The organism is Microvirga calopogonii, from assembly GCF_003347665.1.
Classification (GTDB): domain Bacteria; phylum Pseudomonadota; class Alphaproteobacteria; order Rhizobiales; family Beijerinckiaceae; genus Microvirga; species Microvirga calopogonii.
In genome coordinates, this window is sequence record NZ_QDGA01000035.1 from 21,752 (window position 1) to 35,047 (window position 13,296).

A 13,296-nucleotide genomic window follows, 5' to 3' on the forward strand; every position below is an offset into this window, starting at 1 on the left:
AAAGAGGTACCGGCGATGCAGCGCACGCGGTCGGGGCACGATGCCGGCGACGAAACGAGCGTCGCTCGAGGCGAGCGGAAACCGGGGCACGCGAGCTGCTCCAGCGGCGATCCGGGGTTGGACCCAGAGGATCGCATCGCCCCCGACGACGGCCTGACATCGGCGCAGAAACGCATGTGGTTTCTGCAGACAATGAACCCGGACAACAGCGCCTACACGATCGCGACCGCGCACCAAGTCTCCGGACCGCTATCGGTCGCTGCGCTGCGCGTCGCGCTTTCGACGCTCGCGGCGCGGCACGAGATGATGCGTTCGTCGTTTCCAAGCCGTGACGGCCATCCCTACCGCGCGCTCGGCGACGCAGTCGACATTGGACCGGAGGTTGTCGATCTTTCGGACCTCCCTGTGTCGGAACGAAGTGCCGCAGCGGCGCGCGAGATTCGGCGTGCGGCCACGACGGCCTTCGACCTGGCGATTGCACCGCTGATGCGGTTCGGTGTCGTCCGGCTGTCGGACACGGAGCACGTGCTGACCGCTGTCTTTCATCACATCATCGCCGACGGCTGGTCGCTCAGCTTGTTCCACCACGAACTAGAACAAGGCTATTCGGCCGCGCTCGACGGTCGCCCGCTGCGGTTTGCGGGAACGCCGCGACCGGCCGCCGACGCCCTACGGGAGGAACGAGCCTTTCTGTCGAGCCAACACGGACGCGCCGCACTCGACTGGTGGACGGCGTACCTCGGCGATGCACCGATGCTTGAGCTGCCGATGGCGCGCTCACGACCGCGCGTCGCACGGTTCGTCGGCGCCCGCCATGAAGCTTTGGTGACGGATGACCTTGTCATTCGGCTCGAGAAGACGGCACAAGACGCCCGCGCCTCGCTCTACATGATGCTCGCGACCGCGTTCGCGATCGTTCTCCATCGCTACTCCGGGCAGACCGACCTCGTGTTCGGATCGCCCGCCGCGAATCGTGCCGATCCCGAGGCGGAAACCTCATTCGGTCTTTACGTGAATACGATCGTGCTACGCGTTAAAGTCGACCCGACCTACACGGTCGGCGACGTCTTGCGTTGCGTACGGACCGCAACGCTCGGCGCGCTTCAGCACCAAGCCGTGCCGTTCGAGAAGATCGTTGAGCGGCTCTCCCCGCACCGCGCTCTCAGCCACACTCCGGTGATCCAGGTCATGTTTGCACTGCAGAGCGGGACCGGCACGCCGCTGCGCCTCCCTGGCCTCACCGTTAAGCAGCTCGCTGCGGGAGAGGACGTCATCCGCTTCGACCTTGAGTTCAGCATCTGGCGTACGGAGGAGGGGCTGAAGCTTCGGCTCGTCCGCAACGTCGACATCCTGGATGCCGGATCTGCGAAGCGCTTCCTCACCCACTTTACGCGCGTGCTGAAAGCCTGCGGCGGAGCTCAGGATCGGCGCGTCAGCGCCATCGAGATGCTTGGGCCGGCGGAGGCCGCAGACCTATCGGCGCGCGAGCGACAGGTGCCGCCCGCCGGCGCGAATGACTGTCTCCACCGGATCTTTGAGCGACAGTGCGCGCTCTCTCCGAACGCGGTTGCCTTCTCCGACGCCGAGAACGAGTTGACATTCGACGAGCTCGACTGGTGGGCGACCCGCCTCTCCGGCGCTCTAATCTCGCACGGCGTCGCGCCTCGAGACGTGGTCGGCATATGCACGGAACGAAGCGTTGCGCTGGTCGTCGCGACCCTCGCGGTGCTGAAGGCGGGGGCGGCGTTCCTGCCGCTCGATCCAGCTGAGCCCGTTGAGCGGCGCGCGTTCATGCTGCAGGATGCGCGCGTCGGCGTCATTGTCGTGTCGAGTCAGACCCGTCCTAGCCTTGCCGAGGCTGGGGCTGTCCTCGTCGACGTCACAGCCGCCCCGACGGGCGCCGCGCCAGCGCCCCCGGTGGCCCTCGCGTCCGACCTCGCGTACGTCATCTACACCTCCGGCAGCACGGGCCAGCCGAAGGGCGTCGAGATTGAGCATCGCAACATCGTCAATACCTTATGCGCCTGCCGCGATAGACTCGGCCTCGGCCCAGCGGACTGCGGACTCGTGCTCGCGGCGAGCACGTTTGATGTCTTCTATTACGAGCTGTTCGCCCCGATCCTGAGTGGCGGCCGAGCGCGTCTCCTCACGCGCGAGGAGACGCTCGACCCGACCCGCGTCGTTCCGCTGTTGCAGGAGGCGACCTCCTTCCAGGCGGTGCCGGGGCTGATGCAGCACCTCCTTGCAGCCCTCGCGACGCAGGGCGTCGAACGCTGCCCAGCGATGCGGCGCGTAATGACGGGGGGCGACGTCGTGCAGCCCGCTCTCCTCCGGACGCTGCACGACGTGTTCCCGGAGGCTACCGTCTGCGTGACATACGGGCCGACTGAGACGGCGATCTTCTGCACCTGTTACATCGCGGAGCGGGACGCGGCCCCATCCGGCCATCCGATCGGCGTTCCGCTGCCGGGAACGGCGGTCCGAATCGGCGACGCGGCCGGATTGCCGCTGCCGATCAACGTCAACGGCGAGATCTGGATCGGTGGCGCCGGCGTCGGTCGCGGCTATCTCAACCGCCCCAACGATACGTCCGCCCGATTCGTCACTCTCGACGGCGAGCGATTCTATCGCAGTGGCGACCGCGGACGCTTGACGCCGGAGCACGGCATTGAGTTCCTCGGTCGCGCCGACCGTCAGGTGAAGGTCCGCGGATTCCGAATCGAGCTCGCCGAAGTCGAGACTGCGCTTGAGGCGGCGCCGGGCGTCGCCCGCGGACTGGTGGTCGTCGATGGAGCGGACCCGTCCGACCAGCGGCTCAGCGCCTACGTTACCCCGTATGAGCCGTCCCTCGCGCGACGAGCGGCGGACCTTGAGGAGCGGCAGATCGGAGGCTGGCGCGATCTTTTCGAGACGACCTATTCGAGCCGACGTCGGCACATGGCCGGCGAGAACGACTTCACAGGTTGGAACAGCACGCTTACCGGTGAGCCGCTGCCCATCGACCATATGGAAGAGTGGCTCAATGGAACGCTCCAGCAAATTCTCTCCCGCGTTCCGCCCGGCGCGCTGCGCGAGCGATCGTTGAGAGTGCTCGAGATCGGTTGCGGGACAGGCCTAGTGCTGCTGAATCTCGCCGACTACTGCTCGCGCTACGCTGCCACGGACATCTCGCCGCGGGTGCTCGCCGACCTTCGTGCGCGGCTGGCGGAGCGCGCGCTGGATCAGGTTGACCTCTACGAGGTTGATACTGATCACCTCGACGTCGGGGTGGACTTCGACGTCATCATCGTTAATTCGGTCGCGCAGTACCTTGCGAGCTCGTCGCGGCTCGGCCGGCTGATCGACGACTTGCTGGGCCGCCTTAGGCCCGGCGGCTTCGTATTCCTCGGGGATTTACGTAATCTTCCCCTTCTCGAGACGTTCCATGTGGCCCTCGAGGCGGAGCGCGTCCCCGAGGCGCCCGCGGCCGACGTGCTACGGCGCGCACGTGACCGAATGGAAGCGGAGCAAGAGTTGGTATTGCATCCGCAATTTTTCGGCCCGAATTTACACAACGCGAAAAGCGTTGTGCTGATTGAGGCGGAACCGCGGCGCGGGCGGCTTCATAACGAAATGACGCGCTACCGCTTCGACGCCGTCCTCCATAAGCGGCCCGTCAAAGCGCGGATCGTCGCGGCCGACTGGCGATCTTGGAAAGCTGAGGACTGGAGCTTCGAGCGGATTCGACAGGCGCTCGAAGCGGCCGACGGGACACCGCTCGCGTTGACCGGAATACCAGACGCTCGGCTCGTCGGGGATGTGCGACGCTACGCCCTCCTCGCCACCACAGTGGGAGAGGCGGACGGAGAACGCAACGCACCAGAAGGCGAAGGCGTCGTCGTCGACGATCTGCGCCAACTCGCAGAGGCAAAGGGCTTCACGTTGCGGCTGAGCTGCCTACGCGGCTGCCCACTAGGTACGTTCGACGCCTATTTCACCCGTTCCGCCGACGCGTGGCCTAGGTGGCCCACCGCGCCAGAGTGCACGGTCCTCGCCAACGAGCCGAATCTTGCCGCCGCCCGGCGCGGTCTCGCCGTCGACGTCGCAGACGTCCTGAGGCGGCGTTTACCGGAGTATATGCAGCCCTCGAGCGTGACGGTCCTCACTGCCTTTCCGCTATCCCCGAACGGAAAGCTCGACCGAGCCGCCCTCCCGCCGCCCCACGCTGGGTCCGACCGGAGTTTCCGGCCACCGACTTCCGACGAGGAGCGTCTCGTCGCCCGTGCCTGGGACGAGGTGCTCGGCGCCCGGCAGCGTTCGACGGACGACGACTTCTTTACCAGCGGCGGGACGTCGCTCCGCGCGGTGCATGTGTCCGGCCTGCTGCGGGCGAAGGGCGCGCCCGTCTCGCCTCAGATGATCTTCGACCTTCGCACGATCGGCCACCTCGCCGCCGCGATCGCTGGACGTAGCGCCGGCGCCGGAGTGGCACCCCCAATCGCGTCGGCACCTACCGGTGGGCCTGACGTCCGACCGGCCGCTGCTGCTTCGCTGTCCGGTTGCGATCTGGTGCGGGACGCGCGCAAGATCCTTCTCACCGGGGCAACGGGCATCCTCGGCATCCATCTTCTCGAGGAGTTCGCCGCGATGACGTCGGCGCGGATCGTCTGCCCCGTCCGCGCCGCCGACGACGACGCTGCGCTGGCGCGCCTGCGCGAGCAGTATCGATGGTACTTTCCAGACCGCTCCCCGGCATTTCCCGATCGGATAAGCGTCGTCGCAGGCGACCTCGGGCACACGCGGCTCGGTCTCGGCGAGGAAGACTGGTTGGCGCTCGCGTGCGGATGCGACCTCATCGTGAACGCTGCCGCCGACGTCCGCCACGCCGGGCGGCGTGACGAGATCCTGGCGGTTAACCGCGACGGCGTCGCAGAGCTCGTCGCATTGGCGCGTGCCGGGTGCCCGGCTCGCCTCATTCATCTCTCGACCTTGGCCGTTGACGGCGAGACGGGCGCCGACGTCCGTCAGGGCGCCCTTGGCGGGGTAAAAGCTTCTTCCGATCCGGCCGTGCGGTGCGATCCCTATTCAGAAAGCAAGAGGCTTGCGGAGTCGCTGGTGCAGGGCTTCCTCGCGGCTGGTGGAAGCGGCGCGATCCTGCGCGTCGGAACCGTCGCACCGCACTCCGAGACGGGTCGCTTCCAGCGTAACATCGATGATCACTTCTTCAGCCGTTACATGCGGGCGCTGATGGAGCTCGGCGTCGCCCACGACCAACCGGATCGCGGGTTCGGCCTGATCCCCGTCGACCTGATGGCGCGCGCTGTTCGCCTCCTGTGCGGTTCGGGCGAGCCGTCGTCCGTTATCTTCCAGCTTCGCAATCCGCATCGGCTTCTACACGACCGCCTAATCACGATCCTGCGGGCGAATGGGTATCCGATCGAGGTGCTTACGCACGAGGCGTTCAAGCGCGCTATCGCGCAGATCGGGCAAGATCCGCGGTGGTCGGCGGCACTAGGCCGCCTGCTCCCCGTCGTCGACGGTGCCGAGGCGCGGACGCGCGCCAAGTATCCCGACACGTCCGAAACTGAGGCGCGGCTCAAGGCGCTCGGCTTTTCCTATCCCATCCCGAGTGAGACGTGGCTCGTGCGGTTTATCGCCTTCGGTCGCACCCTCGGATATTTCCCGCCGCCTTCAGGTCGTGCTGGCACCGCATCACCGGAGCATCATCATGAATAGCGCAATACCGCCGATGCTGTATCGACGGCTCGGCCGGACAGGGCTTGAGGTCAGCGCGATCTCGCTCGGGAGCTGGGCGACATTCGGCGAGTGCGTCGATGACGACACGACCGCCGCCGTCCTCGACCTCGCGTACGCACGCGGGGTGAACCTGTTCGACTGCGCGGAAACCTATGCGCGCGGCGCGGCCGAAGCGGCGCTCGGCCGCGCTTTTCGCCGTCTCGGCTGGCCGCGCGAAACGTTTCTCGTGTCGGGCAAAGTGTTTTGGGGCGTGCACGGGCGGCGTCCCAATACGTGGGGCCTCAGCCGCAAGCACGTGTTCGAGGGCTGCGATGCGACACTCCGACGCCTCGGACTCGATTATCTCGATCTCTTCTTCTGCCATCGCTACGACGAGAACGTGCCGCTGGTAGAGACCGTCCGCGCCATGTCCGACCTCGTCCGCCAGGGCAAGATCCTGCACTGGGGAACGTCGGAATGGTCTACGTTCCAGATCCGTGAGGCGTGCCGAATCGCCCGCGCGGATGGCTTCGTGCCGCCGCAAGTCGAGCAGGTGCAGTACAATTTCCTCACGCGCGATAAGGTTGAAGGGGAAATGAGAGAGCTAAAGGCCGACGTTGGGATTGGGCTCGCCGTCTGGTCGCCCCTCGCCTACGGGCTCTTCGCAGGGCGCTACGACGACGGCGAACCACAGAACGGCCGGCTCGACCTAAGGAAGTACGCATGGCTGCGTGAAGCTGCCCTGGGGAGCGAGGAGGCAGACGTTCTGCAGCGCGTTCGTGCTGTAAACGCCCTCGCCCGCGAAATCGGCACAACGCCGAGCCGAATGGCTCTTGCTTGGGTGCTCCGGAACCCGGACGTCGACACCGCCATCACCGGCGCATCAAGCCCAAACCAGTTGCGCGATACGCTCGGCGCGCTCGCCATCGTCGAACGGATCGATGACGGGCTGTCGCAGCGAATCGAGGTTGCGCTCGGCCGGACCGGCGGGGCGCCAGAGCGCAGTAATGCCATCCGCGAGCTCGCTGCCCCGCCCGACGTGCTCCAACAATGAGGTGCCGCCTATGATCGACACTGCGCTCAGTACTTTACCTCACGAGGTCGTCGTCAACGACGAGGAGCAGTTCTCCATTTGGCCAGCGCATCGGGAGCGGCCCGCCGGCTGGCATGCGGTCGGCGTCACCGGAACGCGCGAGGAATGCCTCCGGTGGATTGAGGCGAACTGGACCGACATGCGCCCCCGGTCGACACGCGATCGCGCCTGAGGTTGGAGGCAGGCGATGCAGTGCGGCCTCCACGTGCAGGAAATCGGCTGGATCGAACCGCAACTAGCGGCGGAGCTGCTACGGCCTCTCGGAGGCCTCGCCTTTCTGGACAGTGCGATGCAGCACCCTTCCTTAGGGCGCCACTCCTATGTGGCGGCTGACCCGTTCGGACGGCTCATCGTCGACGGAAATCGGGTCTTCCTGAACGGACGACCAGTGGCAGGGCCGCCGTTCAACGCGGTAGCAGACCTCTTGACGCGCTTCACAATGGAGAGCGCCGACGACTTACCGCAGTTTCAGACCGGTGCGATCGGCGTCTTCGGCTACGAGGCTGGACGGCTCCTCGAGCGGCTGCCGCGCCCAGAGGCGGCCGCAGTGGGGCGGATGCCCGAAATCACGCTCGGGCTCTACGACGTCGTGGTTGCCTTCGACCATGCCGTCCGGCGGGCGTGGATCGTGTCGTCCGGCCATCCCGCGACGACGGGTGAGAGGGCGAAGCGCGCGACAGCCCGAGCCGCGGCCCTCGCCGCGCGGCTCGCTCCGGCTTGGCCGATTCCGCGGCGGCACGCGCCTTCGATTGGCCGCGCGGCGTGGCGCTCCAACTTCCTTCGAAAGGATTTCGAGGCAGCTGTCATGCGAGTCAAAGAGTACATCCTTGACGGAGACATCTATCAGGCGAATATATCACAACGCTTTATATTAGAACTCCCGGCCCTGTACGATCCATGGACCTTTTATCTTAAGCTTCGACGCCGAAATGCAGCCACGTTCTGCGCGTATCTTGAGGATGGGGACTGGGCCGTGGCGTCGAGCTCGCCGGAGCGGTTCCTGAAGGTCGAGAACGGCGCCGTGGAGACTCGCCCCATCAAGGGAACGGCGCCGCGTGGCGTCGTGCCGGAAGAGGATGCGCGGAACGCCGAGCGGCTTCTCGCGTCGGAAAAGGATCGTGCGGAGAACATTATGATCGTTGATCTGCTGCGCAACGATCTCTCCCGCGTCTGCCGACCACACAGCGTAGCAACCCCGTCGCTGACAGTGCTCGAGACCTACGCCGGTGTTCATCACCTCGTATCATCGGTGACCGGACAGCTGTCGCACGGACAATCGGCGCTTGACCTTCTCGCCGCCGCGTTTCCGGGCGGCTCGGTGACGGGAGTTCCAAAGCTGCGCGCCATGGAGATTATCACTGAACTCGAACGTGAGGCGCGCGGCGTCTACTGCGGGGCGATCGGTTGCCTCGGATTCAATGGCTTCATGGACACAAGCATCGCCATTCGGACCGTTGTGTTCCAAAACGGGCTGGCCTCGTTCCACGCTGGCGGCGGCATCACCGCGTCGTCGGAGCCGGATGCGGAATACCAGGAAACGCTAGATAAGGCCGAACGCATCCTGCAGGCTTTCGAGGACGAGGAGCCGAGCCAGCCATGCTTCTCCTGATTGACAACTACGATTCGTTCGTGTTCACCGTGGCGCGTTACCTGGCCGAACTTGGCGAAACGGTTCGCGTCGTCCGCAACGACGCCATAGACGTGCGTGGCGTCCTCGCGCTCGCGCCGGGCGCCGCCGTCATCTCCCCCGGCCCATGCGGACCTCGCGATGCCGGCCAATCTATGGCGCTCGTCCGCGAACTAACGGGAACGATTCCGATCCTCGGCGTTTGCCTGGGCCACCAATGCGTTGGCGAAGTCTTTGGGGGCGTCGTGCGGCACGCCCGCGAGCCGCTGCACGGACGGGCGTCGACCATTCACCACGACGGAAGCGGCGTCTTCCATGGACTCCCGACGCCATTTCGCGCGGGACGATACCATTCGCTGGCCGTCGAGTTGCCGGAAGCGGCTCGAACTGTTCCGCTTCGCGTTACAGCGCGTAGCGACCGCGGCGAGATCATGGGGCTGGCCCACCGAACTGCGCCGACGTTTGGAGTCCAGTTCCATCCCGAGTCGGTGCTGACCGAACACGGTCATGCCCTCTTCGCCAACTTCCTAAGAATCGCTTCAGAATGGCGAGCGAGCGGCACGGTATGACGGACTCGTAGCCCGAGGAGGCGGTTTCGGGTCCGGCCGGATTCGTGTACCATACGCCGATGCCGGAGGATTCGAGATCTTTGATTGAAGCAGGCTGGGAACGGTCGGTCGCCCTTGTCGAGGTGCCGCCCGAGGAGGCGCAGCGCGCGCTCTCCGGCTGGCGTTCCGACGCTGCCGTTCGCGAAGTCGCGCCGCTCGCTGGCGGCCACCGGCACACCAATCTCCGCGTCGTCCTCGATGACGGATCCGCAGTGGTTGTACGCGTTTGTCGTTCCGGTGATTCCTGCCGTCGCGAGGCCAGTGTACTCGGCCTCGTCCGAGATAGAGCTCCCGCGCCACGCGTGCTTCATATCGCACCGGGCGGTCTCGAGGGATCGCCGCATTACCTTGTCACCGAATTCGCCGCCGGCAGACGGCTCGACGACGTGCTGATGCACGAGGGCCGGATGAGCGCGACGGCGAGAGAGCTCGGTCACACCGTCGGGCGGTCGCTCGCCTCGGTGCACGCGGTTCGTCTCGCCGAACCGGGCCTGTTCGATGCTGATCTCGCACCAGGGCCGCCTCTCGAAGACTGGTCCTCTTTCATTCTCGGAACCCTCGACACCGGGCGCGCCGAGGCAAGGCTCGGGCCGTCGCTCGCGCACCGCCTCCGGCGGCTCGTTCTCCGAGAAGCGGGCGAGATGCGCGGCATCAATCTCGCCCCTCGCCTCATCCACGGCGACTTCAAGCCGACGAACATCCTTGTCCAGGAGCGCGGTGGCCGCTGGGAGGTGTCCGCGATCCTTGATTGGGAGTTCGCCTTCTCTGGCTGTCCCCTTTTCGATGTCGGCACGATCCTGCGCTACGAGGAGCGCTTCGCTCCCGGCCTGTCGGACGGATTCTACGACGGTTATGTAGGGGGAGGCGGCGAGCTTTCCTCAGACTGGCGTCGCTTGTCGCGCCTGTCCGACCTCATCAACTTGGCGGAACTCGCCAACCGAGAGAAGGACACACCGATCATGCACCGCGACGTCCGTGAGCTCGTTGCTGGATCGGTGGCCAAGCTGGAAGCTGCATAAACTCTCTCGTTGGGGGTTGCAGAAGTTGCGGGGGACCGAACGGTGCAAGCAAATGATGTAAGCACGACGATCGTCGGCGCGGGACGCGTCGGACGAGAACTCGCGAAGCGGTTCGAGACGATCTGCGACCGAGTGCTGATGGTCGATTGCTCGCCCCGAGGAGCCGCGGACCAAGGCATTATCCTCAGCGACGCCGCCGACCTCAGCGAAGACGCAGCGCGTGCGATCGCCCGATCCGACTACGTGGTTCTCGCTCTTCCGTTCACGGTGGCGGGTGCGGCGTTCGCGGCTATCGGCCCAAAGCTGAAAGACGCGGCTCTGCTGGTCGAGACGCTATCAGTCAAGGCGCAGCCGGCCACCTGGACCGCGCGCGTGCCGGCCGGGGCCGAATTTATCGGCATCAATCCGCTCTTCAACCCGGAGCTCGCGTGGACAGATCGCCCGATTGCCGTGGTCCCTTACCGGCCGGGGCCGAGGAGCGACACCGTCCTCGACCTCCTTCGGGGCGCCGGCGCCTCCATCGTCACGCTCGACGCTGTGCATCATGATCGACTCCTCGCGGAGCGACAGCTCGCCGCGCACGCGCTGCTGCTCTCATTCTCGAGCCTCTTGCGCGACGAGAACTCCGGGATCGCGCTCGAAATCGGTCCTCTTCCTTACCACCTCCTCCTCGCCGCGCTCGGGCGGATGCTGGCCGGCGATCCGGAGACTGTTGTCGAGATCCAAACGACGAATCCGTTCGGCCCGTCGGTCCGCGCCCGCCTCATGACTGCACTGCAAGGGCTCGACGGCGACGGGGAGGCCGCTCTCGTCCGACTACAAGATGATTGGACAGCGCTCGCGCCGCGCCTCGACGCGATCAGCAAGACCTGTGAGCGTCTGTTCGCCCGCCCGCTCGTGCCGGTGACAGGGAGCCACTAATATGCTGACACGTTACTGCTGGCACAACGACGCGATTGTGCGGAGCGAGAAGGTCTCACCGTCGGTCGCGAGCATTTCGTTTCATATGGGAACCGGGGTGTTCGACGGGCTCATGGCGTACTGGAACGGAGATCACCATTATCTCCACGAGCCCGCCGCGCATCTGGAACGGCTGGTGTCCGGCGCTCAGCAGATGGGCATGACTGTACCGTGGACGGCCGCCCACCTTGAGGACGGCATCCGGGCGTTGCTCGAGCGGGAGCCGAAGCAGACTTACTACATTCGCCCGATTGTCTATCGCGGCGGCCCCGAGCTCTGGCTCACTGGTGCCGAGGGCCGCAAGGTCGACGTCACAATCTTCGGTGTCCCCGTCCGGCGTGGACCGTCCGAGGCCGTTCCCTGCCAGCTGTCGACGTTCGAGCGCATCTCCAGCCGCGCGATGCCGGTGCGCTGGAAGGTCTGCGGTCTCTACGTCAACAGCTATCTCGCCCGCCGCGAGGCTGAGAGGGGCGGCGCCCGTGACGGGCTGATGCTCGACCGTGAAGGACGCATTGCCGAAGCGTCGGCCGCGAACGTGTTCTTTATTGGGCAGGACGGCGTCGTCACGCCCCCTCTCAACGAAGACGTCTTCCCGGGCGTAACACGGCGTGTGATCCTCGACCTCTGCGAGCGCCTCGGCATCCCGCACGAGGAGCGCGATGTCGTTCCCGACGATCTGGCCGGCTTTGAGGGCGCCTTTCTGTGCTCGACCCTCATGGAGATTAGAGCGGTTCCGAGCATCGCGTCCACGGGCTACCGCACCGAGGAAAATCGTGTCTTCAAGGATATCTCGCGGGAGTTCTTCGAATTCGTGAGACAATAGTTGCCTTACACGCATTGAGGCGCAGGACGCGCGGCCGATTTGGGGATCTGCGCAAGCAGCGCCGCAAGGATCAGCCTTTCTCGACAGGACAGCTGCGCCGTCGTAACCTTCCGCGCGCCATCGCAGCGCCACACGCCCGCAGGCCGGGTCGAGGGAGCAGCGCATGAGGATCTCTATTTTCGCAGCTGATCCGTCGCTTGCGCCGGACACGCTTCCTCCGGACCTCTGGGAACTCCTCGACGCGGACGAACGCAACCGCGCAGAGCGCTTCATCCACGAACGCCATCGGCGCGAGCACGTCGTCGCACATGCGCTCAAGCGGGCGGTGATCTCTGGGGAGACGGGAGTTGCACCGCGCCTTTGTAGTTTTGCGTTGCTGGCGTACGGTAAGCCAATCCTTGTCCACCCCAACGGCCTCCATTTCAGCCTGTCCCACACAGACGGGCTCGTCGCCGTGGCAACGAGCCCCGACGGGCCTGTCGGGATTGACGTTGAGCCGACAGACCGCGAAGCCCCGCTCGGCGTCGCGGCGACGGTTTTCACCCGTGAGGAGTTGGACTGGCTGGCGGACTGCGGCTACAGCGAGCGCAACGATCGGTTCTTCCGCCTCTGGACGCTGAAGGAGGCCTACGTGAAGGCCACGGGACGGGGCCTGTCGGAGCCGTTCGACAGTTTTACAATCTCGTTCGAGCCGCCGAGCCTTTCCTGTGCCGACGCCGCAGCAGTCGGCGCGACCGCCTGGCGCTTCGCTGAGCGCCGGCTGGTGCGCCACCGCCTTGCCCTAGCCTGGCGCGGCCCGCCAGCTAGCCACCTGACTCTACGGCTCGTCGGCCTGAAGGATATCACGGCTCTTGCCCGGCGGCATGGCCGCACGACCACGGGAATTCATGCGGCCAGCAAACCGACCGCCTCAGGATCGCAGACGCCGTTCGATGTAGACTGAGCCGCACCGCCCCGGCGGCTTATCACGCTTCCTCGTGTCGCGGACGAAGTCCGTGGCAGGGTAGAGAACGCGACGTCGACAGCGGCCTCCATGCAGTGGTCGCTTTTCCATTATGCCGGAGTGCGTGGCAGCTCTCTATGAGCACCGTCATATCTGGACGGTGCCTGCCGGCAAGGGTTTTGTTGAACGTGAGTGCAAGTGGTCGGGGGCAGTCATATCTACGGCCTGTGAGTGCGGCTGGCGCGCCGCTGGCCCTGATGAAGGTCCGCGGATCAGATTCCCAACAATTTAACGAGCTAGAAGCTCTGACGGTGCCTGCTGACGACTGTTTGTGGCGATGGTCTGGCGTAAGGCGGATTTGCCTCACCTTCGGCTATTGCCGCTCCATCGCACTGCCGGTGCTTCGCTTCAGGCGGTTGGGCACGAAATGCGTCAAACCAGATCCGAGAAACCGATCCGATCTCCCGGATTGCTGTGTTTGGGAGCAGATCTTGCGCTTGCCCCAAAA

9 protein-coding genes are annotated in these 13,296 nt (G+C 65.5%); all 9 read left to right on the forward strand.

Annotated features, from left to right (window positions below):
- The first annotated feature begins 15 nt into the window (after positions 1 to 15).
- The gene (locus tag DDF70_RS21385; protein WP_114946852.1) at positions 16 to 5,715 is read left to right on the forward strand and encodes a non-ribosomal peptide synthetase; all 5,700 of its coding nucleotides are present in this window, start codon (positions 16 to 18) and stop codon (positions 5,713 to 5,715) included.
- A complete protein-coding gene (locus DDF70_RS21390; protein WP_205772461.1) occupies positions 5,708 to 6,769 on the forward strand; it encodes an aldo/keto reductase in 1,062 nt (353 codons plus the stop codon). The genes DDF70_RS21385 and DDF70_RS21390 overlap by 8 nt, the downstream gene beginning before the upstream one ends.
- Positions 6,770 to 6,779: 10 nt before the next feature.
- Entirely contained in the window at positions 6,780 to 6,980 is a 201-nt protein-coding gene (locus DDF70_RS21395) for an MbtH family protein (protein WP_114946854.1), read from the forward strand.
- Between the two features lie 15 nt (positions 6,981 to 6,995).
- A complete protein-coding gene (pabB, locus tag DDF70_RS21400) occupies positions 6,996 to 8,417 on the forward strand; it encodes an aminodeoxychorismate synthase component I (RefSeq protein ID WP_114946855.1) in 1,422 nt (473 codons plus the stop codon).
- Positions 8,405 to 9,004, forward strand: a complete 600-nt coding sequence (locus DDF70_RS21405) for an anthranilate synthase component II (RefSeq protein WP_114946856.1) — start codon at positions 8,405 to 8,407, stop codon at positions 9,002 to 9,004. The genes pabB and DDF70_RS21405 overlap by 13 nt, the downstream gene beginning before the upstream one ends.
- An 80-nt stretch (positions 9,005 to 9,084) precedes the next feature.
- Positions 9,085 to 10,062 carry a phosphotransferase family protein gene (locus DDF70_RS21410; protein WP_162820558.1) on the forward strand — a complete coding sequence of 326 codons (978 nt, stop codon included), beginning with the start codon at positions 9,085 to 9,087 and terminating at the stop codon, positions 10,060 to 10,062.
- A 42-nt stretch (positions 10,063 to 10,104) separates the two neighbouring features.
- Positions 10,105 to 10,983, forward strand: a complete 879-nt coding sequence (locus DDF70_RS21415) for a prephenate dehydrogenase/arogenate dehydrogenase family protein (protein WP_114946858.1) — start codon at positions 10,105 to 10,107, stop codon at positions 10,981 to 10,983.
- A gap of 1 nt (position 10,984) precedes the next feature.
- A complete protein-coding gene (locus tag DDF70_RS21420; RefSeq protein ID WP_114946859.1) occupies positions 10,985 to 11,845 on the forward strand; it encodes an aminotransferase class IV in 861 nt (286 codons plus the stop codon).
- Positions 11,846 to 12,008: 163 nt separating this feature from the next.
- Positions 12,009 to 12,788 (forward strand): 4'-phosphopantetheinyl transferase family protein, encoded by a 780-nt coding sequence (locus DDF70_RS21425; protein WP_114946860.1) that lies wholly within the window; start codon positions 12,009 to 12,011, stop codon positions 12,786 to 12,788.
- The last annotated feature ends 508 nt before the right edge of the window (positions 12,789 to 13,296 follow it).